General features: G+C 70.3%; 29 protein-coding genes and 4 tRNA genes. 18 read left to right on the forward strand and 15 right to left on the reverse strand.

The features are described 5' to 3' along the window. The first annotated feature begins 345 nt into the window (after positions 1-345). Positions 346-609, forward strand: coding sequence for a GntR family transcriptional regulator (locus tag IE178_RS30000; RefSeq protein ID WP_193514467.1), 264 nt, complete (start codon positions 346-348; stop codon positions 607-609). 136 nt (positions 610-745) lie between these two features. Here IE178_RS30000 and IE178_RS30005 read toward each other — a convergent pair whose 3' ends face one another. The 10 genes from IE178_RS30005 to IE178_RS30050 all read right to left on the reverse strand — a co-directional run bounded on the left by IE178_RS30005 (position 746) and on the right by IE178_RS30050 (position 6101). Beyond that, a complete protein-coding gene (locus tag IE178_RS30005) occupies positions 746-1486 on the reverse strand; it encodes a hypothetical protein (protein ID WP_193514468.1) in 741 nt (246 codons plus the stop codon). A gap of 16 nt (positions 1487-1502) precedes the next feature. Next, the gene (locus IE178_RS30010) at positions 1503-1784 is read right to left on the reverse strand and encodes a hypothetical protein (protein WP_193514469.1); all 282 of its coding nucleotides are present in this window, start codon (positions 1782-1784) and stop codon (positions 1503-1505) included. Then, positions 1781-2200, reverse strand: coding sequence for a helix-turn-helix domain-containing protein (locus tag IE178_RS30015; RefSeq protein ID WP_318280320.1), 420 nt, complete (start codon positions 2198-2200; stop codon positions 1781-1783). The genes IE178_RS30010 and IE178_RS30015 overlap by 4 nt, the downstream gene beginning before the upstream one ends. Next, positions 2184-2531, reverse strand: a complete 348-nt coding sequence (locus tag IE178_RS30020; protein WP_193514470.1) for a hypothetical protein — start codon at positions 2529-2531, stop codon at positions 2184-2186. The genes IE178_RS30015 and IE178_RS30020 overlap by 17 nt, the downstream gene beginning before the upstream one ends. Before the next feature lie 79 nt (positions 2532-2610). After that, on the reverse strand, positions 2611-2808 hold the full coding sequence (locus IE178_RS30025; RefSeq protein WP_193514471.1) for a hypothetical protein: 198 nt from the start codon (positions 2806-2808) through the stop codon (positions 2611-2613). A gap of 11 nt (positions 2809-2819) precedes the next feature. Then, on the reverse strand, positions 2820-3170 hold the full coding sequence (locus tag IE178_RS30030; RefSeq protein ID WP_193514472.1) for a hypothetical protein: 351 nt from the start codon (positions 3168-3170) through the stop codon (positions 2820-2822). A 267-nt stretch (positions 3171-3437) separates the two neighbouring features. Then, the gene (locus tag IE178_RS30035; protein ID WP_193514473.1) at positions 3438-4721 is read right to left on the reverse strand and encodes a DNA primase family protein; all 1284 of its coding nucleotides are present in this window, start codon (positions 4719-4721) and stop codon (positions 3438-3440) included. A 203-nt stretch (positions 4722-4924) separates the two neighbouring features. Next, positions 4925-5350 carry a DUF2742 domain-containing protein gene (locus IE178_RS30040; protein WP_318280321.1) on the reverse strand — a complete coding sequence of 142 codons (426 nt, stop codon included), beginning with the start codon at positions 5348-5350 and terminating at the stop codon, positions 4925-4927. Then, positions 5347-5769 (reverse strand): hypothetical protein, encoded by a 423-nt coding sequence (locus IE178_RS30045; protein ID WP_193514474.1) that lies wholly within the window; start codon positions 5767-5769, stop codon positions 5347-5349. Before IE178_RS30045 ends, IE178_RS30040 begins: the two co-directional genes overlap by 4 nt. A 128-nt stretch (positions 5770-5897) precedes the next feature. Next, positions 5898-6101 carry a helix-turn-helix transcriptional regulator gene (locus IE178_RS30050; RefSeq protein WP_085573485.1) on the reverse strand — a complete coding sequence of 68 codons (204 nt, stop codon included), beginning with the start codon at positions 6099-6101 and terminating at the stop codon, positions 5898-5900. A 166-nt stretch (positions 6102-6267) separates the two neighbouring features. On the opposite strand from IE178_RS30050, the gene IE178_RS30055 reads away from it, so the two are divergent. After that, complete coding sequence (locus IE178_RS30055; protein ID WP_193514475.1) at positions 6268-6903, forward strand: helix-turn-helix domain-containing protein; 636 nt, start codon at positions 6268-6270, stop codon at positions 6901-6903. After that, positions 6896-8254 carry a tyrosine-type recombinase/integrase gene (locus tag IE178_RS30060; RefSeq protein ID WP_193514476.1) on the forward strand — a complete coding sequence of 453 codons (1359 nt, stop codon included), beginning with the start codon at positions 6896-6898 and terminating at the stop codon, positions 8252-8254. The genes IE178_RS30055 and IE178_RS30060 overlap by 8 nt, the downstream gene beginning before the upstream one ends. Before the next feature lie 19 nt (positions 8255-8273). Here the strand turns inward: IE178_RS30060 and IE178_RS30065 are convergent, their stop codons facing one another. Continuing rightward, entirely contained in the window at positions 8274-8762 is a 489-nt protein-coding gene (locus tag IE178_RS30065) for a YajQ family cyclic di-GMP-binding protein (RefSeq protein WP_030823445.1), read from the reverse strand. Positions 8763-8907: 145 nt separating this feature from the next. On the opposite strand from IE178_RS30065, the gene IE178_RS30070 reads away from it, so the two are divergent. Both IE178_RS30070 and IE178_RS36340 read left to right on the forward strand, forming a co-directional pair. Next, positions 8908-9038: transfer RNA gene (locus IE178_RS30070), tRNA-OTHER, on the forward strand. 108 nt (positions 9039-9146) lie between these two features. After that, positions 9147-9359, forward strand: coding sequence for a hypothetical protein (locus tag IE178_RS36340; protein WP_229875466.1), 213 nt, complete (start codon positions 9147-9149; stop codon positions 9357-9359). 85 nt (positions 9360-9444) lie between these two features. Here the strand turns inward: IE178_RS36340 and IE178_RS30075 are convergent, their stop codons facing one another. Both IE178_RS30075 and IE178_RS30080 read right to left on the reverse strand, forming a co-directional pair. Further along, the gene (locus IE178_RS30075) at positions 9445-10101 is read right to left on the reverse strand and encodes an NAD(P)H-binding protein (RefSeq protein ID WP_184760977.1); all 657 of its coding nucleotides are present in this window, start codon (positions 10099-10101) and stop codon (positions 9445-9447) included. Positions 10102-10236: 135 nt separating this feature from the next. Continuing rightward, positions 10237-11502, reverse strand: coding sequence for an amidohydrolase family protein (locus IE178_RS30080; protein ID WP_193514477.1), 1266 nt, complete (start codon positions 11500-11502; stop codon positions 10237-10239). Positions 11503-11721: 219 nt separating this feature from the next. Here IE178_RS30080 and IE178_RS30085 point away from each other — a divergent pair. The 6 genes from IE178_RS30085 to IE178_RS30110 all read left to right on the forward strand — a co-directional run bounded on the left by IE178_RS30085 (position 11722) and on the right by IE178_RS30110 (position 14292). Further along, positions 11722-11794 (forward strand) — tRNA-Thr (locus tag IE178_RS30085). A 46-nt stretch (positions 11795-11840) separates the two neighbouring features. Continuing rightward, positions 11841-11913, forward strand: a tRNA-Met gene (locus tag IE178_RS30090). Between the two features lie 88 nt (positions 11914-12001). Next, complete coding sequence (rpmG, locus tag IE178_RS30095; protein WP_003948671.1) at positions 12002-12166, forward strand: 50S ribosomal protein L33; 165 nt, start codon at positions 12002-12004, stop codon at positions 12164-12166. Between the two features lie 118 nt (positions 12167-12284). Next, positions 12285-12737, forward strand: coding sequence for a MaoC family dehydratase N-terminal domain-containing protein (locus tag IE178_RS30100; RefSeq protein ID WP_184760979.1), 453 nt, complete (start codon positions 12285-12287; stop codon positions 12735-12737). Positions 12738-12745: 8 nt separating this feature from the next. Continuing rightward, on the forward strand, positions 12746-13174 hold the full coding sequence (locus IE178_RS30105; protein WP_193514501.1) for a MaoC family dehydratase: 429 nt from the start codon (positions 12746-12748) through the stop codon (positions 13172-13174). Positions 13175-13236: 62 nt separating this feature from the next. Further along, entirely contained in the window at positions 13237-14292 is a 1056-nt protein-coding gene (locus IE178_RS30110) for a UDP-N-acetylmuramate dehydrogenase (protein ID WP_193514478.1), read from the forward strand. 656 nt (positions 14293-14948) lie between these two features. Here IE178_RS30110 and IE178_RS30115 read toward each other — a convergent pair. Next, on the reverse strand, positions 14949-15989 hold the full coding sequence (locus tag IE178_RS30115; protein ID WP_184760981.1) for an adenosine deaminase: 1041 nt from the start codon (positions 15987-15989) through the stop codon (positions 14949-14951). 123 nt (positions 15990-16112) lie between these two features. Then, entirely contained in the window at positions 16113-17339 is a 1227-nt protein-coding gene (locus tag IE178_RS30120) for a pyridoxal phosphate-dependent aminotransferase (RefSeq protein ID WP_193514479.1), read from the reverse strand. Positions 17340-17634: 295 nt separating this feature from the next. Here IE178_RS30120 and IE178_RS30125 point away from each other — a divergent pair. From IE178_RS30125 to rplL, 7 genes are all read left to right on the forward strand, one after another. After that, positions 17635-17707, forward strand: a tRNA-Trp gene (locus IE178_RS30125). Between the two features lie 108 nt (positions 17708-17815). Next, a complete protein-coding gene (gene secE / locus IE178_RS30130; protein WP_184760983.1) occupies positions 17816-18103 on the forward strand; it encodes a preprotein translocase subunit SecE in 288 nt (95 codons plus the stop codon). 80 nt (positions 18104-18183) lie between these two features. After that, positions 18184-19041 carry a transcription termination/antitermination protein NusG gene (gene nusG, locus IE178_RS30135; protein WP_193514480.1) on the forward strand — a complete coding sequence of 286 codons (858 nt, stop codon included), beginning with the start codon at positions 18184-18186 and terminating at the stop codon, positions 19039-19041. Positions 19042-19209: 168 nt separating this feature from the next. After that, a complete protein-coding gene (gene rplK, locus IE178_RS30140) occupies positions 19210-19644 on the forward strand; it encodes a 50S ribosomal protein L11 (RefSeq protein ID WP_006130605.1) in 435 nt (144 codons plus the stop codon). 85 nt (positions 19645-19729) lie between these two features. Beyond that, positions 19730-20455 (forward strand): 50S ribosomal protein L1, encoded by a 726-nt coding sequence (gene rplA, locus IE178_RS30145; RefSeq protein ID WP_184760985.1) that lies wholly within the window; start codon positions 19730-19732, stop codon positions 20453-20455. A 683-nt stretch (positions 20456-21138) separates the two neighbouring features. Continuing rightward, entirely contained in the window at positions 21139-21669 is a 531-nt protein-coding gene (gene rplJ, locus IE178_RS30150) for a 50S ribosomal protein L10 (RefSeq protein ID WP_184760986.1), read from the forward strand. A 114-nt stretch (positions 21670-21783) separates the two neighbouring features. Next, on the forward strand, positions 21784-22167 hold the full coding sequence (gene rplL / locus IE178_RS30155) for a 50S ribosomal protein L7/L12 (RefSeq protein WP_184760987.1): 384 nt from the start codon (positions 21784-21786) through the stop codon (positions 22165-22167). Positions 22168-22638 lie beyond the last annotated feature (471 nt).

A 22638-nucleotide genomic window follows, 5' to 3' on the forward strand; every position in this document is an offset into this window, starting at 1 on the left:
CGACGGCGGTCGCGGGGGTGAGGGCGATGCCGTCCCACACGCATGTCATTCCGCGGACCTGTGCCTCGGCGAGCCCGTCCAGGGGCGGCAGGATGATGGCCGCCAGCACCTGCTGCCGGGCGTCCGGCGATGGTGGGGTGTCGCTGTTCCGGGCGGACTGCGTAGTCTCTGCCATGTCGTCGCTCCCTTGAAGCGGTGGCCACGCCCCCGGCCGGTCGCACGGCGTGGGGGTCTGTCGTTTCCGCAGCGTAGCCCTACTTGTATCGCCCTGTCTCGCCCTGTCTCGATACGTATCGAGACGCATCCCAAGATGCCGCTACGTGGCCCGCTGCCTAGCTTCGGATCATGGCCACAGACCCGGATGCCGAGATCGACCACGAGGGCCCGGTGACGCCGTACCGGCAGCTCGCCGAGATCCTGAAGGCGCGCATTGCCCGCGGCGACTGGGCGGAAGGCCGGCCGATCCCCTCGGAGAACCGTCTGGTGCAGGAGTACGGCCTGGCCCGTTCGACGGTACGCCGGGCGATCGCCGTACTCGTCGACGAGGGCGCGGTGTGGACCGTACAGGGCCGCGGCACCTGCGTGGGACAGCCGCACGACGCCGGATAGGGACCCGTGCGGGTGACCACCACGTGAGCACCCCTCCCCTACGCTGCGAAGATGTCACGATCAGCGGATGTCTAATCCGTAGGAACGACGGCGCCCGGCCCCGTGGTGGAGGAGCCGGGCGCGGGTGCGTCTGGGGTCAGGCAGCAGCGGGGGCGGTCGCGCGGGCGGCGTCGTTCGCCGCGTACGCCGCGGCGATGGTGTTCTGCGGGGACGCCGAGCCCGATCCGGTGAGCCGCATCCCGTCCAGGGCCTGCTGGGTGGCAGTCAGGGCGCTGTCCGTGGCCAGCTTCGCGGCGAGCGCCTTCCCGGCCTCGCCCGGCAGCAGCGGCACCAGAGCCTCGTCCACGGCCCGTATGGCGGCCGTCGGGTCCGTCTGGTCGCCCTGGGCGCGGTCCAGGCCGCGGCGCTTGTCCTGGGCCCGCAGGTACGCCGGGTACTCGGTCCGCAGGGCCCGCAGGGTGTCGACGTCGGCGCTCTCGATGACCTCCGACAGGGCGGCACCGGCGTCGAGCTGGGCGCGCGCCCGCTCCCACGCGCGGGACAGTCGCAGCTCGGCGAGGAGCTGCTCGTTGGTGTCGCCCGCCGCGGTGTGCCGGTCGGCTGCGTCGCGGGCCACCAAGGCGGCGCGCTGCACCTCGCGTCCGAGCGCGTCGGCCAGGGTGGCGCCGAGCTGCCGCGCCTGCTGGGCGAGTTCCCGCCGGCGGGCCTCCAGCCCCTCCGGGGAGAGGTTCGGGTCGGTGAAGTTCTGCGCCAGGCGGGCGGCCTCGGCAACCTGCTGCTGTGCCTGCGGCAGAACCGTGGTGGTGATCTGCCGGGCGTGGTCGAGGGCGTCGGATGCGGTGGCGAGGTAGCGCTGGGAAAGGGCGGTGAGGTTCATGAGAGGGGGCTCCCGGTCAGTAGTTGCGGCGGTTGGGGTCGAGGGCGTCCTGCGTGGCCACCGCCGGGCGGTAGCCGTCCCGGTCGGCCTTCTCCTTCATCCACTCCACGGCGGTGAGGTAGTCGGCGGGGGCCTCGGCGACGTCCTCCATGGGATATCCGAGGTCGGTGAAGCGGGCGATGGCCTCGGCGTCGTCGGTGTAGATCTCGCCGTTGACCCACCACAGGGCAGCGGGTCCGTGGAGGGTGTTCTCCGGGCCGTGGACGACGGGCCCGGCGGGTGCGGTGATCTTCTTCATGGTGGGGTGCTCCCGGTTCGGTAGGCGTCCAGGGACGCACTGTCGATGAGCCAGACCGGGCCGGCGCGGCGGGCCCGCACACGGCCCGATCGGGCCAGGCGACGCGCGTACGAGGGGCTGCACCTCATGGCATGTGCGGCCTCGGCCGCGGTCAGTTCCACTGTGGCGGCCGGCTGCTGGGGGGTTCCGCCGCTGGAACCGGCCGGCGGGTGGGGTTCACCGCGGACGGCGGCGGCGTGCAGCGCGTGGAGGACGCGGCGGGCCTCCGGGGACAGCTCGCCCCCGTCGGCCCGCGTACGGTCGAGCAGGTCGCGCATCAGGGCCCGCAGTACCTCGCTCGCGACCGACGGGGGGACCATGACGGAGCCGTCCGGCCGCAGCAGCCGGGCGACACCCGGATCAGGCTGCATCGCCATCGTCGGGTCCGTCCTGCGCCTGGCGGGCCGCGAGGGGCACCACGACCTGATCAGGCTCCCGCAGCAGCACCCGCACGAGCAGCGGCCAGTCCGCGGGCCAGAACGCGTACGCCTCGCGGCCGGCCTCCGTGTTCCGGTCTACCTGCGGGAGCGGCTTACGGCGGCCCATACGCAGCCACAGCATGATCACGCGGGGGCCGCGGACCAGGATCAGCGAGGGGTCGTCACCGCGCTGGTTCTCGCGATCGGGGGTGAAGGCAGTGAAGCCGCGCTTACGGGCCTCCGTGATCACACGGTGGTTGTACTGGAGTTGTGCGGGCTGGAGTCGCATGTGTGCCTCTGAGCTGGGGTGTTGGTGTTCCCACGCGCGCGTGATGCGCGGGGGCTGCGGAACCGGATGCCGGCGGCGGTCAGGGGGTGGTGGGGGGCTGTTCGGTGTCGCGTCTGGCGGCTTGGTTGCGGAGCTTCTGGGCGTGGCGGTGCGCGAGTCCTCGGCGGCGGGCGGCGGTGAGGGCGGCGCGGCGCTTCTTCGCGGCCTGGATGCGGATGCGTGCGGCGGTGATGCGGGCCTGTATCTGCTGTTCGACGTGGGATGTGGGTTCGGTCATGGCGGTCCCTTTCACAGGTAGTCGGGGGTGCTGGTGGACCATCCGCAGGTCCAGCGGTAGCCGCAGTGGTGGCACTGGTAGGCGCCCACGAGCCAGCCGTCAGAGCTGAGTTCGGTCTTGGCGGGGACCGCCGGCACGTCGAGGTTGCGGCAGTTGTTGCACATGTCGGTGAAGGGGATGGCGGCGGCCATGTCGCGTACGGCGGTGAGCCAGTCGGCCTGGCTCATGTCGATGTCCTCGCGGGTGATCGCCTGGATGAGCTGGTTGAGGGCGTGGGCGGCCTGGTTGTACTCGGGCAGGTGGGCGAGCCGGGTGTGATCGAAGGTGCGGACGTGGGCGGGGTTCTCGGAGGGCTTCGGCATGTGGGGCTCCGCTTCGGATGTGACGGGTGGTCCGGGTGTGGTCCGGGTGTGGTCCGGGTGGTTGTCACCCGTTCGGCGTGATGTTTGTGCTGGTGAGAGGGGTGCTGGTCCGGGTGGTCCGGGTGGTCCGGGTGATTTGAGAAAGCCCCCCACGTGCGCACGCACGTACTGAGGGGGAAAAGTTCCGCCGATCTGCCTGGACCACCCGGACCGGGCGGGATGACCTGTGGTTTCCCGAGGCCACCCGCCCGGACCGGACCCGGACCATCACCCGGACCACCCCGGACCGGGCGCCGGAGCATCGAGCCGCACCCCGAGGTACGACGGCGTCCGGACACCACCGATGCGGATCTTGGCTTCCTTGATGCCGACGCCGGCCGCGAACAGATCCCGGCTGAATGTCGGCTTGGTGCCCGGGTGGTCGCGTCCCTCGGTACGGCACCAGCGCCGCCACGCCTCGTACAGCTCGTCCTTGGGCGTGCTGGCCTCGGGGTCGAGCTGACACCAGTCCCCGAGGAATGCCCGGATAGGGCTGGTGCTCGCGGCGAGCAGGGCCACGGCTTCCGCAGACGAGACTGGTTCGACGAGACGGCCCCGCTGGTTGAGTCGGTCCAAGCCGTCAAGAGCCCAGTTCAGGATGCCGGGCAGCTCCCGGGCGAGGTCACGTTCAAGGGTCGTGTCCTCGCGGCCGAGGTTGCTGATCGTCATGGTCAGGATGAGCAGCCGGGAGGCGATGGCGCCGGAGGAGTCGCGGAACGCCGGCAGTTCGTTGGACAGCAGCATGAAGCGGGCGCCGAGGCGGCCGACCCACGGTTCGCGGTGCTTCCGGTCCACGGTCACGGTGTCCTCGCCGGAGACCGTGAGCAACCGTTCCACGATGGTCTCGGCACCCTGCCGGGGGAGGCGAGCGTCAGCGACGACAGCCAGGGACTTGTCGATGAGGTCCGCCAGTCCGAAGTTCGTGGCCAGGCTGCCCATCGTGGGCCCGGACATGTTGCGCTTGCCCACCAACGCCGTCAGGGTGCGCGCGATCGTGCCCTTCCCGGACCGCATCGGGCCGACGATCAGGAGCATCTTCTGGAGGTCGGTGCGCCCGCTGATGACGTATCCGAACCACTCCTGGAGGGCCTGGATCGCCTCGGGGTCGTCGGGCCAGATGGAGTTCAGGAAACCGAGCCACCGGGCCGGGGCGGGCGCCTCGGGCGCGTAGCCGAACGGCACCGACACCCGGTTGAAGAACATCGGGGTGAGCGGGTGCAGTTGGCGTGTCGTGACGTCGAGCAGGCCGTTTTCACAGGCCACGACGGTGCGCCGCTCGCGGTCGGGTGCCGCCAGCCAGGCCGGCGGTTCCGTGTCCGCGGGCAGGTGCACGATCGCCGCCATGGCTTCCAGGAGGTTGGCGATCTTCGCCGAGGTCGGCGCCCAATCGGCGATCTTCTCCTGACCGTTGCGGTCCACCGTCGTGTACGTGGCGTGCTCGACACGGGGGTACAGATCGGCGCGCATCGCAGCGGCGTCGTCCTCGTCCCAGTGCGGGCCACGCCACCGCATCCACGCACCACGCCAGTGCCTCAGGGTGTACGTGCCGTGGTCCTGCCATGCGGGCAGTAGCGCCCGAGCCACGGCCATGGGGTTGTTCGGCGCCGGAAGGTGCAAGGGCTCGTCCTGCACCAGTGGGGGCGGTTGGTTGGGGACATGGGCGAGGGCCCGCGGGCCAGTGCCTGCGGGCCACTCTCCAGGTCGGCGGTGCGTGGTCAAGTGCGGTTCTCCCGACCGGGGACGGTGACCTTCGGCCACCGGGATTGGTTGCTGATCTGGTCTCTCTCGCGCGCCCACATCTCGGCGGCCTGCTCGCGGACGCGGAGCCACGCGGCGTCCAGTTCGGCACGGGTCCGGCGAGAAGTGAGCGGTTCGCGCGGCTGCGAGGCTTCGCGGAACCACTGGAGGAGCCCCTCCTCGTCCCCGTACTTCCGCCACTTCTCGGCGGCGTCGATGACGGCGGCGAACCGGCGCGGGTCGTCCGGGTGAAGCGCGAGCCAGGCGGGCGATCCGTACGGCGGGAAGTCCTCGGCGAGGAACCGGCAGCGGGCCTCTGCCCAGAGGGCGACGACGTCCGTGGGGTCGACGGCCAGGGCCCCCAGCACCGTGGCACTGGGGGCGGCCGTCGTACGACCGGTCACGCGCCGGCCTCGTGGGCGAGCATGTCGAGCATCGTCCGCAGCGCGGCGGCGGTCTCCCGCGGGTTGGCCGAGAGGTCCAGCGCCCGCCGGATCGCGTAGCCGGCGGTGCTGAACGCCTCGTGACCGCGGGCCTCCTCGATGGGGAAGCCGCCGACGTCCGGCCGGGCGAGGTGCTCGGCGGAGGCGTCGTCCACGGCCTGGTGCAGCTGCTCGGCGATGTCCCGCGGGTGCGTGGTGAGTCCGGTGAGCCGTTCGCTGACGGCCTTGGTGATCAGGGCGGTGGCGACCTCGGTGGTGCTCGGCACGGGGTGCTGGCGGGGCTGCTCGGGGATCAGCGGGTGCGGCCGGCCGGTCGGCTCCAGGGCGGAGGCGATGGCGGGGCTACTGGCGTCCTGTCCACGAAGGGTCGTACGCTTCACGTGAAGCTCCTTTCGACGGCGGCGCAACGGGTTCACGGCCCGCGCCGCCGTTCGGCTGTTCAGGGATGGATGGCTGGTGCTTCTGGCCCCCGGACCACAGGTGTTGGCGCACCTGCTGGGGGCCGCCTTCATGCGGCGATCGTCTGGGAGTCGAGCCACTGCTCGACGTCGGACCAGCGGGCCCGGAGGTGCCGGCCGACCTTGATGAACTTCGGGCCGCCGCCACGGCTGGACCACTGGTAGACGGTGCCGAGCGGTACCCCGCAGTACTCGGCGATCTGCTCAGGCGTAGCCAGGGGGCGACGCGCTTCAGACGGGGAAGTCGATCGCATCCGTGATCATCCTCATTCCGAGCCGCAGTGCAGCGGGCGATCATCGTTCGTGGGGTCGTCCCACGAACCGTGTCTCAAGAGTGAGGGGCGTCGATCGTGGTGTCAACCCACACGAGAGAAGTCGTGTGTGTTGTGAACCCACGGCAACTGTGCGACTCTGACGGCCATGGAGACGGAGCGCGAAGAGCAACCGCCGCCCACAGTGGGGGCGGTCGTAGGGGCCAACCTCCGGGGTCTACGGAAGTCCAAGCGCTGGACTCAGGACGTCGCAGCGGCACAGCTCTCTTCCCGGGGGCTCACCTGGAAGCGAGCGCACATTGCGGATCTAGAGAGCGGTCGACGCGAGACGCTCGATCTCGGCGCACTGATCGTCCTCGGGGAGGTGCTTGATGCGCCGTTGCCCGAGCTGTTCGCAGGAGACGGCGACGTGTTGCTGACACCGCGGTCCGACTTTCCCCAGCACGCCATTACGGTGACGCGTGATCAGCTCCGGGCCTGGTTGGTTGGCGAGAAGACGTGGGTGCGTGTCGATGGAAGCGAAGACGTCCGAACCGCGTTGCACGGCACGCCGGCGCAAGCGGACGCAGCACTGGCGAAGCGCCTGAACCTGCCTGTTCAGGACGTCATTACGGCCGCTCGAAGCCGCTGGGGGCACAGCCTCACGCAGGAGCGCGACGAACGCGTTCGGCAGCTGGGAGACCTGCCCATCGAAGAGCGTCAGGCTCGCCAAGGACACATCACGCGCGAACTCAGCGCTGAGCTTTCCGCTTGGATCGACGAGGCGGAGTCCACCGATGGCTAGCGTCTACGACCGGTGGCACCTCTCCCGCCCGAAGAAGGGCGCCGATCCCTGCCCCGAGCACTCCAGCAAGACCCGCGCCCTGGTGCCCAGCAAGGACCACGGCACGGGGAAGCGCTGGCAGGTCCGTTGGCGCGACGCGGCCGGCGAGCAGCAGAAGGAGAACTTCGCCAAGCGCAGCCAGGCCGACACCCGGGCGGCGACGATCGAGGCGGACCTTGCCCGCGGCCTGTACGTCGACCCGGCGGCCGGCAAGGAGAGCTTCCGCGCGGTCGCCGAACGGTGGCGCACCACGGCCGTCCATCGCGGCGGCACGTCCTCCCGGGTCGAGCGGGCGCTGCGGCTGCACATCTACCCGACGTTCGGGGACCGGCCGATCGTGTCCATCCGGCCGTCGGAGGTGCAGGCGTGGGTCAAGGACCGGTCACAGGCCCTCGCCCCGACCACCCTGCGGGTCACCTTCTCCTACCTGGTCTCCGTGATGCACACCGCCGTACGGGACCGGACGATCGCCATCAACCCGTGCGCCGGCATCAAGCTTCCGGACATCCGGCGCCCGGAGATCGTGCCCCTGCACAAGGACGCCGTCCACGCGCTGATCGAGGCGGCCCCGCCGCGGTACCGCGCGATGATCCTGCTCGCCGTCGCCTCCGGACTCCGACAGGGCGAGGTGTTCGGCCTCGAGGTCGACTGCATCGACTTCCTGCGGCGCGAGGTGGCCGTGCGGCAGCAGCTGGTCACGCCGGACAAGGACGTCGACGGCGACCCGGGCGAGACGCCCGAGCCGTACCTCGGCGAGCCCAAGACGCACGAGAGCTACCGCACCGTGCCCCTGGTCGGTCTGGCGGTCGACGCGCTCGCCGCGCACCTGCAGCAGTACCCGGCGGCCTCGGTCGACATCGAGGACCGGACCGATCCGCGGAAGCCGAAGCGCAGGACGGCCCGCATGCTGTTCTCCACTGAGCGGGGCGACGTCCTGAAGCGGGCCAACTGGTCGCACGTCTGGTCACGTATGGAGGAGCGGGCGAACGAGGCCCTCAGCAAGGCGTACGCCGAGGCTTACGCGAGCTGGGTGCAGCGAGGCCGGCCGAAGGGGGAGGAGCCCGCGCTCGTCCGGGTGCTGGACGGGGCGAGCATGCACGACCTGCGGCACTTCTACGCCTCGGCGCTGATCAAGAACCGGGAGAGCGTGAAGACGGTTCAGCGGCGGCTCGGCCACTCGAAGCCGTCGATCACGCTCGACATCTACACCCATCTGTGGCCCGACGATGAGGACACGACGCGGGCGGCCGTGGAGGCGGTCCTCGGCGATGTGCCCGCGTTGTGCCCTCCCGCCAAGATCGTTTCCCGATAGTGCAGGTCAGCCGCTCGGGTCAGCGGTAGTTCACGAACTGCAGCGCGAAGTCGAAATCCTTGCCCTTGAGCAGCGCGATGACGGTCTGGAGATCGTCGCGGCTCTTGGAGCTGACCCGCAGCTCATCGCCCTGCACCTGGGCCTTCACGCCCTTCGGGCCCTCATCGCGGATGATCTTCGCCACCTTCTTCGCGTTGTCCTGGGAGATGCCCTCCTCGATCGACGCGAAGATCTTGTACTCCTTGCCCGAGAGCTGGGGCTCGCCCGCGTCCAGGGCCTTCAGCGAGATGCCCCGCTTGATCAGCTTGGACTGGAAGACGTCGAGGACAGCCTTCACCCGGTCCTCGGAGTTCGCCTCCATGAGGATCTTCTCCCCGGACCACGAGATCGAGGCACCCACGCCCTTGAAGTCGTAGCGCTGCGAGATCTCCTTGGCGGTCTGGTTGAGGGCGTTGTCGACCTCCTGCCGCTCGACCTTCGAGACGATGTCGAAACTGGAGTCGGCCATGTCCTGTGGCTCCTTGTATCGGGGTGCGTGTCGGGCTGCGCACCGGATGCGCGGTGTACGTGAGGCGGCCCCCGCCCGCGATGGGTCCCGGGCCGCATCCGGACCAGCCTAGTCACCCCCCGGGCCTCCGGGTGGCGATCAATCGGGTGGCGAAGCACCCCTGTCCATCGGGTATTGTTTACGTCGTTGCCACGGAGCGCCGCCGAAAGGCGGTTCGAGGGCAGCAACCCCGGCGGTGTGGCTCAGCCTTCCCAGGTTCGAATCCTGGCGCCGCCACACTGGGGAAGACCCCCTCCGGACTGCGGAAACGCAGACCGGAGGGGGTCTCTTCATGTCTTCGCTCGCTTCGTTTCGTGAACAAGGGCCCCGGGGCACACTGGCTCCATGTCACCCCGTCGCCGCCCCTGTCCCGAGTGCCGTCGAGAGATCGCCGTCGTCGCCGGGCGGTACGCACGGCACGATCCGCCCGGCGCCCGGGGGAGCGGGGAACTCACCTCGTGCCCGGGGTCGCGCAGGCAGGCCCTACTCGGTGCGGAACAACCCTCGTTGGACGGCTACGTGGTGCCGGAATTCCCCGGGCAGATGCCCCTGTTCTGACGCCGCGTGGTCCGGCCGCTCGCCGGACCGACCGGAGTTCGGCCCGGTTGCCCGCACCCGCCCGCCGGTCCGGACGCAGGCCCGCTCAGTTGCCGGCCACCGACTTCACGGCCACCGACACCGGTGCGGGTCCGCTGATCAGTTCCAGGGTCAGGCCGGCCGTCGCGGGGGTGTCCACCAGTTCCGCCAGCACGGCGGCCACGTCGTCGCGCGGGATGGGGCCGCGGCCCGTGTGGGCCTCCAGGCGGACCAGGCCGGTGCCGGCGTCGTTGGTGAGCTGACCGGGCCGCAGGATCGTCCAGTCCAGGGCGTCCTGGCCGCGTACGTACGCGTCCGCCTCGCCCTTGGCGCGCAGGTACACGTCGAAGATCTCGTCGCCTTCGTGCGCCGGGTCCGCTCCCATGGAGGACACGACCACGAAACGCCGTACGCCCGCCCGGACGGCCGCGTCGGCGAAGAGCACCGCCGCCGCCTTGTCGACCGTCTCCTTGCGGCCCGCCCCGCTGCCCGGTCCCGCGCCGGCCGCGAACACCGCCGCGTCCGCGCCCTCCAGCCGCTCCGCCACCTCTTCCACCGACGCCGACTCCAGGTCGAGCACGACCGGTTCGGCACCCAGTTGCCGCAGCTCGTCGGCCTGTTCGGGTTTGCGGATGATGCCCGCCGCCTCGTCCCCGCGCGCGGCGAGCAGTCGCTCCAGCCGCAACGCGATCTGACCATGACCACCAGCGATGACAATGCGCATGCCTCCGACCGTACGCCGGGACGACCGCATCCGCCGCACAACTCCCACGACGCCGCGCGCCCCGCACAGCGCCCCGCTGCCCGGTCCGGCGCCCACCCCGCACAGCGCCCCGCCCAGCACCACGCCGAGGCGCGTTCACGGCGTCTCGGCCCGCCCCTGCCGCGGCAGCCCCAATTCCCCGGTCGCCGCCGAACCGCAGTACTCCCGCACCGCACTCGTCCGCGCCACCACCCGCCCCCCGTGCACCACGACACGGCTGTACGCCGGCGACAGGGCCTCCGAGAGCCTGTCGCCACGCACCGCCAGCAGTTCGGCCGGGAAACCCGCCTCCACGCGCACCTCGGGGAGCCCCAGGGCCGCCCGCGCCGCCGTGCTCACCGCGGCGTAGGCGTCCCCGGCGGAGAGTCCGTGGCACGAGGCCAGCAGGTAGGCCGCCTCCAGTGGGTCGCCGCGGCCCACGGGGTTGGACACGTCCCGCAGGGCACCGCTGCCGGCGGTCACCCGCACACCCGCCGAGCGCAACAGCCGTACCGGCGCCGCGCCCCGGCCGTCCGCGGCGCCGCAGCCGCCCTGCGGCAGGCACACCACCGTCACCCCGGCCGCCGCGAGCCGGTCCGCGGTCCGTCCGGCCACCTCGGCCGGCCACCGGGCGAGACCCCCGCACGGGCCGAGGGTCACCCCCGGCCGCAGCCCGCCCGCCATGGCGGCGAACCGGGCCAGGCGGGTGGGGTCGGCGGCGTCCGTGTGCAGGTCGACGGGGCATCCGTGTTCGGCGGCGACCTCCAGGACGGCCTCCACATATCCCGTGGGATCGGGATCGAGATCCGGACAGCCGCCCACCGCCGTCGCGCCCATCTTCACCGCGTCCCGCAGCAGCGCGAGCCCGTCCGCCCCGGCCGTCCCGGTCAGCACCCGGGGCATGGCCACCGTCGTCATTTCGGTCAGCCCGCGCAGCAGACGCGCCGTCCGCAGCACGGCGGTCAGCGCGCCGAGGCCGGCCACGTCGCCCACGCGCACATGGGCCCGCAGCGCCGTCGCGCCGTGCCCGAGCTGGAGCAGGGCCGCCTCGGTCGCGCGGCGCTGGACGTCCCGGGGGTCGTACGAGGGCGGGCCGCCGTCGTCGGCGGACAGGGCAGTGTCCGCGTGGGCGTGGGGCTCGGCGGGGGCCGGCAGGAGCAGATAGCCGCTGAGGTCGATGCGGCGGGTGCCGCACGCGCGCGTGCCGTCCGCCGCGAGGCTGCCGGCCGTACCGACCGCCTCGATGCGCCGGCCGCCAAGCCGTACGTCCACGGTCCGGCCGTCGGTGAGTCGCGCCCCGCACAAGAGGAGCGGGGCCGGATCGGCCGGGCCCGAGGGCGACGACCACGAGTGGGGCGGTGGCTGCGGCCGGCTGTCGGGCATCGCGCTCCTGGGGCTCGGGCTGCGCACGAGGACGCACGTCACGCTGAGACAAGATCACGCAGAGTGAGTCGAGCCTAGGACGACCACCCGCCCCTCGCCGGGATGAGCGCAATAGTCGTACCGGCGTGGTCCGCCGCGGGCGTCCGTCTCAGGGCGTGACAGGGGGTCCGAAACGGATTTGGGCGAACGGCGGCGGACCGTGTAATGTCTTCATCGCTCGCCCCAATAGCTCAGTCGGCAGAGCGTCTCCATGGTAAGGAGAAGGTCAACGGTTCGATTCCGTTTTGGGGCTCTGGTGTGTGAGGTTCCCGTCGCGAGGCGGGACCCGATCGCATCAAAGCGGTGTAGCTCAGTCGGTAGAGCAAGCGGCTCATAATCGCTGTGTCACCGGTTCAAGTCCGGTCACCGCTACAGACAGTAGCCGATTGCGGGGTCGGTCCTTCGATCGGCTACTCTTCTTGCGTAAATACAGTCAATCCGTTCGTCAAGGAGCACTCACGTGGCTGCCACCGACGTCCGCCCGAAGATCACGCTGGCCTGCGTGGAGTGCAAGGAGCGGAACTACATCACCAAGAAGAACCGGCGTAACAACCCGGACCGTCTTGAGATGAAGAAGCACTGCCCGCGTTGCAATGCGCACACCGCGCACCGCGAAACGCGATAAAACAGGCTCGTACACGAGGCCGTCCCCCCACTCGGGGGGCGGCCTCGTGTCGTTTCCCCATCGGCCGGCCAGGGCCAGGACCGGCCGGCCGCAGTCAGACACAGGAGGTGCCGCGCGCATGGCGCTCGACCAGTCCTTCGTGGGGCGGAGCTACCCGCCCACCGAGCCCTACGAGGTGGGCCGGGAGAAGATCCGTGAGTTCGCCGAGGCGGTGGGGGACGCCAACCCGGCGTACACGGACGCGGAGGCCGCCAAGGCGCTCGGCCATCCCGATGTGATCGCCCCGCCGACCTTCGTGTTCGCGATCACCTTCAAGGCCGCCGGGCAGGTCGTCGCCGACCCCCAGCTGGGCCTCGACTACAGCCGGGTGGTGCACGGCGACCAGAAGTTCGCCTACGACCGGCCGGTGCGCGCCGGTGACCGGCTCACCGTCACCTCGACCATCGAGAAGATCCGGTCGATGGCGGGCAACGAGGTGCTGGACATCCGCGGTGACGTGCACGACCAGGACGGCGAACACGTCGTGACCGCCTGGACCAAGCTGGTGGCCCGCGCGGCCGAGGAGGCGTGAGCAACACCATGACGGCGAAGATCTCCTACGCCGACGTCGAGGTCGGCACCGAGCTGCCCGCGCAGACGTTCCCCGTGACCCGGGCCACCCTCGTCCAGTACGCGGGCGCCTCCGGCGACTTCAACCCCATCCACTGGAACGAGAAGTTCGCCAAGGAGGTCGGCCTGCCCGACGTCATCGCGCACGGCATGTTCACCATGGCCGAGGCGATCCGCGTGGTGACCGACTGGGTCGGCGACCCGGGCGCGGTCGTCGAGTACGGCGTCCGCTTCACCAGGCCGGTCGTCGTCCCGAACGACGACCGGGGCGCCACCGTCGAGGTCAGCGGCAAGGTCGCGGCCAAGCTCGACGACAACACGGTCCGCGTGGACCTCACGGCGACCAGCGACGGACAGAAGGTGCTGGGGATGGCGCGGGCGGTCGTCCGGCTGGGCTGAGCGGGCAGGGGCCCACCGGCCGAGGGCGGGGGCTGTCGGTGCCGTCTCGTAGTCTTGAGCCCGTGCAGGAACTCCACGACGCCCCTCTCGCCCCGCTGACCACCTTCCGGCTGGGCGGCCCCGCGACCCGGCTGGTCACCGCCACCACGGACGACGAGGTGATCGCTGTCGTCCGCGACGCCGACGACAGCGGTACGCCCCTGTTGATCATCGGCGGCGGCTCGAACCTGGTCATCGGAGACAAGGGCTTCGACGGCACCGCCCTCGTCATCGCCACCCGGGGCTTCACCCTGGACGGCACCCGACTGGAACTGGCGGCCGGAGAGGTGTGGACCGACGCCGTCGCCCGCACCGTGGAGGCGGGTCTGGCCGGTGTCGAGTGCCTGGCCGGCATCCCCGGCTCGGCGGGTGCCACCCCGATCCAGAACGTCGGGGCGTACGGCCAGGAGGTCTCCGCCACCATCACGGAGGTCGTCGCCTACGACCGCCGGGCCCGCGAGACGGTCACCCTCAGCAACGAGGAGTGCGGCTTCTCCTACCGCCACAGCCGCTTCAAGGCCGACCCCGAGCGCTACGTCGTCCTGCGGGTGCGCTTCGGCCTGGAGGACGCGGGCGGCCTCTCCGGTCCGGTCAAGTACGCCGAGACGGCCCGCGTCCTCGGTGTCGCTCCCGGCGACCGGGTACCGCTGGCCACGGCCCGCGAGACGGTGCTGAAACTCCGTGCGGGCAAGGGCATGGTCCTGGACCCCGAGGACCACGACACCTGGTCGGCCGGCTCCTTCTTCACCAACCCGATCCTCACGGACGGGGACTTCGCGGCCTTCCAGGCGCGCGTGCGGGAGCGGCTCGGTGACGGCGCGGAGCCCCCCGCGTACCCCGCGGGGGAGGGCCACACCAAGACCTCCGCGGCCTGGCTGATCGACAAGGCCGGTTTCACCAAGGGCTACGGCCAGGGTCCGGCCCGTATCTCCACCAAGCACACCCTCGCCCTCACCAACCGCGGCGAGGCGACCACCGAGGACCTGCTCGCCCTCGCCCGCGAGGTCGTCGCCGGCGTGCGCGAAACCTTCGGCATCACGCTGGTCAACGAGCCGGTCACGGTGGGCGTGAGCCTGTAGCGGCCGGAGCCGGAGCCCGGAGCCCGCAGCCGCAGCCCGGAGCCGGAGCCCGGAGCCGGAGCCCGGAGCCGGAGCCCGGAGCCGGAGCCCGGAGCCGGAGCCCGGAGCCGCGGCCCGGAGCCGCGGCCCGGAGCCGCGGCCGAATCTCCGTTGCCGTCCGGCACCCGCGCCCGCGATGCCGCGTGTGTGAGGTGGACCCCATGCACCGGAGACCGCGCCGGTTCCGCCCCCGGACGGGCCGGCGCGAGCACGCGTCGTGCACCCCCGGCACCCGCTGCGCCACAGCTCACAGCAAGTGGCCGGAACCGCGCCGCTCGCTGGGTCCGGGCACCCCCCTCTCCGTCCGCGCCGACGAGGCGCGCACGCAACGGGACTCCGCCGCCCGGCGCCGTCGCTCGGGGCGCGGACTTCCGGGACGAGCCGCGGCACGCCACCCACGCCCGCACGTTCTTCCTCTTCGGCAGCCGGGACGTCTTCGCCGAGGCGGCCATGTCCCTCGCGTACGCGGCCGGCTGGGGGCCGCGCCGCGCCGGAAGGGCGTCGCGAAGGGGCAATCGGCCCTGGTGTCGGGCCTCCAGGGCCCGACGCGGCAGCCCGGCGGCGGGCACCCCCACGAGGGCATGGTCCGCTTCGAGCCCCTCCGCCCTACGCCCGCTTCAAGCGACCGGGGCACCGAGCCAGTCGTCCACGCCCGACAGCAGCTTCGCCTTCACGTCCTCGGGTGCCGCCGATCCCCGTACCGACTGCCGGGCCAGCTCGGCCAGTTCCGCGTCCGTGAAACCGTGGTGGAGCCGCGCGAACTCGTACTGCGCCGCCAGCCGCGAGCCGAACAGCAGCGGATCGTCGGCACCCAGCGCCAACGGCACCCCCGCCTCGAACAGCGTCCGCAGCGGCACGTCCTCGGGCTTCTCGTAGACCCCCAGCGCCACGTTCGACGCCGGGCACACCTCACAGGTCACCTGCCGGTCCGCGAGCCGCTTCAGCAGTCGCGGGTCCTCCGCCGCCCGCACGCCGTGCCCGATCCGGTCCGCCTCCAGGTCGTCCAGGCAGTCACGGACCGAGGCCGGCCCCGCCAGTTCGCCGCCGTGCGGCGCGGACAGCAGCCCTCCGTCCCGGGCGATGGCGAACGCCCGGTCGAAGTCGCGGGCCATCCCGCGCCGCTCGTCGTTGGAGAGCCCGAACCCGACGATCCCCCGGTCCGCGTAGCGCACCGCAAGCCGGGCCAGCGTGCGCGCGTCCAGGGGGTGCTTCATCCGGTTGGCGGCCACCAGCACCCGCATCCCGATCCCCGTGTCCCGCCTCGCCGACTCCACCGCGTCCAGGATGATCTCCAGCGCCGGGATCAGCCCGCCCAGCCGCGGCGCGTAAGACGTCGGGTCCACCTGGATCTCCAGCCAGCCGGAGCCGTCCCGCACATCCTCCTCGGCCGCCTCGCGCACCAGCCGCTGGATGTCCTCGGGCTCCCGCAGACACGAGCGGGCCGCGTCGTACAGCCGCTGGAAGCGGAACCAGCCCCGCTCGTCCGTGGCGCGCAGTCTCGGCGACTCCCCACCGGTCAGCGCGTCGGTCAGCGCCTCGGGCAGGCGGACCCCGTACTTGTCGGCCAGCTCCAGCAGGGTGGCGGGGCGCATGGACCCGGTGAAGTGCAGGTGGAGATGGGCCTTCGGCAGCTCAGAGACATCACGTACACGCTCCATTCCGTGATCCTGCCGTATGCCCCGGCCGTCCCGGTAGCGCTTTCCCCTTTCGTGGTCTTGCTCGCACAAACGAATGGGGCGCCCGGGAGGAAACCCGGGCGCCCCAGCAGCGGAAGGACGACGTCAGTCCCGCGCCTCCGCGAGCAGCTTCTGGATCCGGCTCACGCCCTCGACGAGGTCCTCGTCGCCCAGCGCGTACGACAGCCGCAGGTAACCGGGAGTGCCGAACGCCTCACCGGGCACCACGGCGACCTCGGCCTCCTCCAGGATGAGCGCGGCCAGCTCGACCGAGTCCTGCGGTCGCTTGCCCCGGATCTCCTTGCCGATCAGCGCCTTCACCGAGGGGTAGGCGTAGAACGCGCCCTCGGGCTCCGGGCAGACCACGCCGTCGATCTCGTTGAGCATCCGCACGATGGTCCTGCGCCGCCGGTCGAACGCCTCGCGCATCGTGGTGACCGCCTCCAGGTCGCCGGAGACGGCGGCGAGCGCGGCCGCCTGGGCGACGTTGGAGACGTTCGACGTGGCGTGCGACTGCAGGTTGGTCGCGGCCTTCACCACGTCCTTCGGACCGACGATCCAGCCGACCCGCCAGCCGGTCATCGCGTACGTCTTCGCGACACCGTTGACCACGATGCACTTGTCGCGCAGCTCGGGCAGGAGGGCGGGCAGGGACACGGACACGGCGTCGCCGTAGACCAGGTGCTCGTAGATCTCGTCCGTCAGCACCCACAGACCGTGCTCGGCGGCCCAGCGGCCGATCGCCTCGGTCTCCGCCTCGCTGTAGACGGCGCCGGTCGGGTTCGACGGGGAGACGAACAGGACGACCTTCGTCTTCTCGGTGCGGGCCGCCTCCAGCTGCTCCACGCTCACGCGGTAGCCGGTCGACTCGTCGGCCACGACATCGACCGGGACACCGCCGGCCAGCCGGATCGACTCCGGGTACGTCGTCCAGTACGGCGCCGGCACGATGACCTCGTCGCCCGGGTCGAGGATCGCGGCGAAGGCCTCGTAGATGGCCTGCTTGCCGCCGTTGGTCACCAGGATCTGGGAGGGGTCGACCTCGTAGCCGGAGTCGCGCAGCGTCTTGGCGGCGATCGCGGCCTTCAGCTCGGGCAGACCGCCGGCCGGCGTGTAGCGGTGGAACTTGGGGTTCTTGCAGGCCTCGATCGCGGCCTCGACGATGTAGTCCGGCGTCGGGAAGTCGGGCTCACCGGCGCCGAAGCCGATCACCGGTCGCCCGGCGGCCTTGAGGGCCTTGGCCTTGGCGTCCACGGCGAGAGTGGCGGACTCGGAGATCGCGCCGACTCGGGCGGAGACCCGGCGCTCGGTGGGAGGGGTTGCAGCGCTCATGGGGTCCATCGTTTCAGACCGGAAACCCACGCGGCACGGGGGTTTCACAGACTGAACAGGACCGGGCAAACCACTGAACACCAGTCCGGATCGACCCGGCCGGGGCCCCGTGGCCGGGTCGATCTTCCGCCACGGTTCCGGCCGTCTTCCGCCGGAACGGCTCTTCACGGGTGCTTTCTGTTCGACGCCCGGGCCCGGAACACGTACACTCTCACCTCGTTGGCCTTCAGCGGCCCGCGCTCAGCCGGTGCACACCAAGCATCCGGTCGGATGCGGTACGTTGGGGGACACACAAAGGGTCGTAGCTCAATTGGTAGAGCACTGGTCTCCAAAACCAGCGGTTGGGGGTTCAAGTCCCTCCGGCCCTGCTACACACACCTTCGCCAGGATGTGTGCGCATGTACGTACAGCAATGCACCGCCGTGCGGCTCAGACCGGGCGCGGCACGGCCACGACCCGGAATCAGGTGAGGACGAGTGACGGACGCCGTGGGCTCCATCGACATGCCTGATGCCGAGGACGAAGCGCCGGATTCCCAGAAGAAGACCCGCAAGGGTGGCAAGCGGGCCAAGAAGGGTCCGCTGAAGCGCCTCGCTCTCTTCTACCGCCAGATCGTCGCGGAACTCCGCAAGGTTGTCTGGCCGACCCGCAACCAGCTGACGTCGTACACGACCGCCGTGATCGTCTTCGTCGTGCTGATGATCGGCCTGGTCACCCTGATCGACTATGGCCTCAGCCACGCCGCCAAGTACGTCTTCGGCTGAGCCGAGAGCGAAGAGCGCCGAGGGACTCGGCGCTCCTTTCGCGTGTTCCACCCCTCTGTATCCAGGAAGAAGCAGCCACCGTGTCTGACCCGAACGTGAACGACGCCGTTGAGCCTCGCGGCGATGGGGCCGAGTCCGCCGAGGACGCGCTCGCCGCCGTCGAGGGCGCGGACGTCGAGGACACCGAGGCCCCTGCCGAGGCCGAGGCTGCCGACACCTCCGCGGACGAGACCTCCGAGGACGAGAGCGCCGCGGACGAGACCGCTCCGGACGACGCCGAGGCCGAGGCCGAGGAAGTGGCCGAGGAGCCCGAGGACGACCGCGACCCCGTCGAGAAGCTCCGTGAGGAACTGCGGACGCTGCCCGGCGAGTGGTACGTCATCCACACGTACGCCGGCTACGAGAACCGGGTGAAGACCAACCTGGAGCAGCGCGCCGTCTCGCTGAACGTCGAGGACTACATCTTCCAGGCCGAGGTGCCGCAGGAAGAGGTCGTCCAGATCAAGAACGGCGACCGCAAGACGATCAAGCAGAACAAGCTCCCTGGTTACGTGCTGGTCCGTATGGACCTGACGAACGAGTCCTGGGGCGTCGTCCGCAACACCCCCGGCGTCACCGGCTTCGTGGGCAACGCCTACGACCCGTACCCGCTGACGCTGGACGAGATCGTCAAGATGCTCGCCCCGGAGGCCGAGGAGAAGGCCGCCCGTGAGGCCGCCGAGGCCGAGGGCAAGCCGGCTCCGCAGCGCAAGGTCGAGGTCCAGGTGCTGGACTTCGAGGTCGGCGACTCGGTCACCGTCACCGACGGCCCGTTCGCCACGCTGCAGGCGACCATCAACGAGATCAACCCCGACTCCAAGAAGGTCAAGGGCCTGGTGGAGATCTTCGGCCGCGAGACGCCGGTCGAGCTCTCCTTCGACCAGATCCAGAAGAACTAGTTCTTCTGGCACACAGCTTCCGCGCAGGTCAGGCGAACGCTCGCGCGTACGCCTGACCTGCGCGGTTTTTGGCCGCGCATCTATACCCGTTATCGTTGTGCGGTATGCCTGCGTCCGGGTTGTCCCCATGACGTGGGCAGGACCCGAATCGAAAGGACCCGGAGAGCCATGCCTCCCAAGAAGAAGAAGGTCACGGGGCTCATCAAGCTCCAGATCCAGGCCGGTGCCGCCAACCCGGCCCCGCCGGTCGGCCCCGCGCTGGGTCAGCACGGCGTGAACATCATGGAGTTCTGCAAGGCCTACAACGCCGCGACCGAGTCGCAGCGCGGTTGGGTCATCCCGGTGGAGATCACGGTCTACGAGGACCGTTCCTTCACCTTCATCACCAAGACCCCGCCGGCCGCGAAGATGATCCTCAAGGCCGCGGGCGTGGAGAAGGGCTCCGGCGAGCCGCACAAGACCAAGGTCGCGAAGATCACGCGTGACCAGGTCCGTGAGATCGCCACCACCAAGATGCCCGACCTCAACGCCAACGACCTGGACGCCGCCGAGAAGATCATCGCCGGCACCGCCCGTTCCATGGGCGTCACGGTCGAGGGCTGACCTCCACCCCCGTAAGCCAAGCAGAAGTGTGGAAGGGCCTGCTCGGCCCGGACCACGACTCCTCGACAATCCACAGGAGCTTTCAGTGAGCAAGCGCAGCAAGTCTCTCCGCGCTGCGGACGCCAAGATCGACCGGGAGAAGCTGTACGCCCCGCTCGAGGCCGTCCGTCTCGCCAAGGAGACGTCCACGACCAAGTTCGACGGCACCGTCGAGGTCGCCTTCCGTCTGGGTGTCGACCCGCGCAAGGCCGACCAGATGGTCCGTGGCACCGTGAACCTCCCGCACGGCACCGGTAAGACCGCCCGGGTCCTGGTCTTCGCGACCGGTGACCGTGCCGAGGCCGCGCGTGCCGCGGGCGCCGACATCGTCGGCGCCGACGAGCTGATCGACGAGGTGTCGAAGGGCCGTCTGGACTTCGACGCCGTCGTCGCCACCCCGGACCTCATGGGCAAGGTCGGCCGCCTCGGCCGCGTGCTCGGTCCCCGTGGTCTGATGCCGAACCCGAAGACCGGCACCGTGACCCCGGACGTCACCAAGGCCGTCACCGAGATCAAGGGCGGCAAGATCGAGTTCCGTGTCGACAAGCACGCGAACCTGCACTTCATCATCGGCAAGTCGTCCTTCGACGACACCCAGCTGGTGGAGAACTACGGCGCCGCGCTGGAGGAGATCCTCCGCCTGAAGCCGTCCGCCGCCAAGGGTCGCTACATCAAGAAGGCCGCCATCAGCACCACGATGGGCCCCGGCATCCCGCTCGACCCGAACCGCACCCGCAACCTCCTCGTCGAGGAGGACCCGGCCGCCGTCTGAGCCGGGCGGGCCGGATGACCGGCCCCGTGCAGTTCCCCAGCCCGTCCCCGCGCCTGCCGAGGCGCGGGGACGGGTTTTCTCGTACGACAGTGTCAGAGGGCCGGGTTACCTTTCCGAGGACGTCACAGCTGTCGAACAGGAAAAACCAGGGGTGGGATTCATGGGCATGTCCGCATGGAAGCGCGCGGGTGTCTGTCCGACGGCCGCGGCCGTCGTCGCGGGAGTCGCGGGCTGAGGGTGCTGAAGATGGACTTCGGCGCCATCGCCGAGGCGTCCGGAACGGGGCCAAGGCCGAGGCGCCGCCGGCGCAGGACACGTTCGACCTCATGGAGATGATGGGGGAGCTCGAGGGCCTGGGGGCGGACTCCGAGGCCGGTCTCAGCGCCTGATGCCTCCACTCGGCCGATTTGCTTGACGCCGATCCGTTCACGTACTCTTCCACAGAAGCCAAAGACCGCAGGTCGTTGCCGTGTGCTCGTCAGAGTTCGCGGTGGCCGAAGGATCCGCTGAACTGCGGACGACCCGCGCAGGTGACAGTGGAAGAGTTCCCGGAGTTCGCTGCCCCGAGTATGCGAGCAACCGGTTGAGCTAAGCCCCGTGCGCCTGCGCCGGGGCGTTTCGTTTTCTCCAGACCTCCTTCGGGTCCGCGCGGTCCGAATCACCCGGAAGGAGGCCGAGGCTCTATGGCGAGGCCCGACAAGGCTGCCGCGGTTGCCGAGTTGACGGACCAGTTCCGCAACTCCAGCGCTGCCGTGCTGACCGAGTACCGCGGTCTCACCGTGGCCCAGCTCAAGCAGCTGCGCCGTTCGCTCGGTGAGAACGCCCAGTACGCCGTGGTGAAGAACACGCTGACCAAGATTGCGGCCAACGAGGCCGGGATCTCGACGCTCGACGACCTGTTCAACGGTCCGACGGCAGTCGCCTTCGTCACCGGTGACCCGGTGGAGTCGGCGAAGGGTCTTCGTGACTTCGCCAAGGACAACCCGAATCTCGTCATCAAGGGCGGTGTCCTTGACGGCAAGGCGCTGTCCGCCGACGAGATCAAGAAGCTCGCGGACCTCGAGTCCCGCGAGGTTCTGCTCTCCAAGCTGGCGGGTGCCTTCAAGGGCAAGCAGTCCCAGACTGCTCAGCTCTTCCAGGCGCTTCCCTCGAAGCTCGTCCGCACCGTGGACGCGCTCCGTGCCAAGCAGGACGAGCAGGGCGGTGCCGAGTAATTCGGCTCGCTTTCCGATCCTCGCCGCATGAGGTGAGGGTCGATGCGGGCCCGACGTACGCCCGCCTCACCCCGTACATCCGGCACCTGCCGATTTAGTGGAAGGACCGCCATCATGGCGAAGCTCAGCCAGGAAGACCTGCTCGCGCAGTTCGAGGAGATGACCCTCATCGAGCTCTCCGAGTTCGTGAAGGCCTTCGAGGAGAAGTTCGACGTCACCGCCGCCGCGGCCGTCGCCGTCGCCGGTCCGGCCGGTCCGGCCGCCCCGGTCGAGGCCGAGGCCGAGAAGGACGAGTTCGACGTCATCCTCACCGGTGCCGGCGACAAGAAGATCCAGGTCATCAAGGTCGTGCGTGAGCTGACCTCCCTGGGTCTGAAGGAGGCCAAGGACCTCGTCGACGGCGCCCCGAAGCCCGTCCTCGAGAAGGTCGCCAAGGACGCCGCCGAGAAGGCCGCCGAGTCCCTCAAGGGCGCCGGCGCCTCCGTCGAGGTCAAGTAAGACCTTCCGGGTCCCCCAGGGCCTGGCACACGTCCCGCTGGGCGTGTAACGCGTAAGCACCGAAGAGCGATCATCCATCCGGGTGGTCGCTCTTCGGCGTACGGGGGGTCCGGCGGCGGCTGCCTTGCCCCCGGGACGGCGGGGGGTAGGGTGATCTTCGTTGTGCCACCACGGGCCACGAGGATTCGCCTGGTGGTGAGCGGTTACGGCAAGGGGGGCCTTGACGAACCGCACGCAGCGCGCAATTCTCAGGACGCGTCGTCACAAGGATCCGAATCCGAGGCATGGATCGACGGCAAAGAGGGCAGTATCAACGTGCGTTGAGGGCAGCGCCTTGTCGCAGGAGTTGAGAACAACGAGGGCCACCACCCGGTCTCGTACACCGCACTGGACATCAGTGTGCCAAGTGGCTACACTGACCCTTTGCGCTGCCTGTTAGCTGTCCCCTGCCCGTCACCAGGGGCATGCCCT

It is taken from the genome of Streptomyces griseoloalbus (assembly GCA_014650015.1).
Taxonomy (GTDB): Bacteria; Actinomycetota; Actinomycetes; order Streptomycetales; family Streptomycetaceae; genus Streptomyces; species Streptomyces griseoloalbus.

Coding starts and splice junctions, on each gene's coding strand:
- rplK (WP_006130605.1), top strand. CDS start 19,210: ATGCCTCCCAAGAAGAAGAAGGTCACGGGGCTCATCAAGCTCCAGATC.
- IE178_RS36340 (WP_229875466.1), top strand. CDS start 9,147: ATGTCACCCCGTCGCCGCCCCTGTCCCGAGTGCCGTCGAGAGATCGCC.
- IE178_RS30015 (WP_318280320.1), bottom strand. CDS start 2,200: ATGGCGATGCAGCCTGATCCGGGTGTCGCCCGGCTGCTGCGGCCGGAC.
- IE178_RS30035 (WP_193514473.1), bottom strand. CDS start 4,721: ATGCGGTGGCGTGGCCCGCACTGGGACGAGGACGACGCCGCTGCGATG.
- rplL (WP_184760987.1), top strand. CDS start 21,784: ATGGCGAAGCTCAGCCAGGAAGACCTGCTCGCGCAGTTCGAGGAGATG.
- IE178_RS30105 (WP_193514501.1), top strand. CDS start 12,746: ATGACGGCGAAGATCTCCTACGCCGACGTCGAGGTCGGCACCGAGCTG.
- IE178_RS30020 (WP_193514470.1), bottom strand. CDS start 2,531: ATGCGACTCCAGCCCGCACAACTCCAGTACAACCACCGTGTGATCACG.
- IE178_RS30075 (WP_184760977.1), bottom strand. CDS start 10,101: ATGCGCATTGTCATCGCTGGTGGTCATGGTCAGATCGCGTTGCGGCTG.
- rplJ (WP_184760986.1), top strand. CDS start 21,139: ATGGCGAGGCCCGACAAGGCTGCCGCGGTTGCCGAGTTGACGGACCAG.
- IE178_RS30010 (WP_193514469.1), bottom strand. CDS start 1,784: ATGAAGAAGATCACCGCACCCGCCGGGCCCGTCGTCCACGGCCCGGAG.
- IE178_RS30000 (WP_193514467.1), top strand. CDS start 346: ATGGCCACAGACCCGGATGCCGAGATCGACCACGAGGGCCCGGTGACG.
- IE178_RS30080 (WP_193514477.1), bottom strand. CDS start 11,502: ATGCCCGACAGCCGGCCGCAGCCACCGCCCCACTCGTGGTCGTCGCCC.
- IE178_RS30025 (WP_193514471.1), bottom strand. CDS start 2,808: ATGACCGAACCCACATCCCACGTCGAACAGCAGATACAGGCCCGCATC.
- IE178_RS30050 (WP_085573485.1), bottom strand. CDS start 6,101: ATGCGATCGACTTCCCCGTCTGAAGCGCGTCGCCCCCTGGCTACGCCT.
- IE178_RS30055 (WP_193514475.1), top strand. CDS start 6,268: ATGGAGACGGAGCGCGAAGAGCAACCGCCGCCCACAGTGGGGGCGGTC.
- IE178_RS30100 (WP_184760979.1), top strand. CDS start 12,285: ATGGCGCTCGACCAGTCCTTCGTGGGGCGGAGCTACCCGCCCACCGAG.
- IE178_RS30065 (WP_030823445.1), bottom strand. CDS start 8,762: ATGGCCGACTCCAGTTTCGACATCGTCTCGAAGGTCGAGCGGCAGGAG.
- IE178_RS30120 (WP_193514479.1), bottom strand. CDS start 17,339: ATGAGCGCTGCAACCCCTCCCACCGAGCGCCGGGTCTCCGCCCGAGTC.
- IE178_RS30030 (WP_193514472.1), bottom strand. CDS start 3,170: ATGCCGAAGCCCTCCGAGAACCCCGCCCACGTCCGCACCTTCGATCAC.
- IE178_RS30115 (WP_184760981.1), bottom strand. CDS start 15,989: ATGGAGCGTGTACGTGATGTCTCTGAGCTGCCGAAGGCCCATCTCCAC.
- IE178_RS30005 (WP_193514468.1), bottom strand. CDS start 1,486: ATGAACCTCACCGCCCTTTCCCAGCGCTACCTCGCCACCGCATCCGAC.
- IE178_RS30060 (WP_193514476.1), top strand. CDS start 6,896: ATGGCTAGCGTCTACGACCGGTGGCACCTCTCCCGCCCGAAGAAGGGC.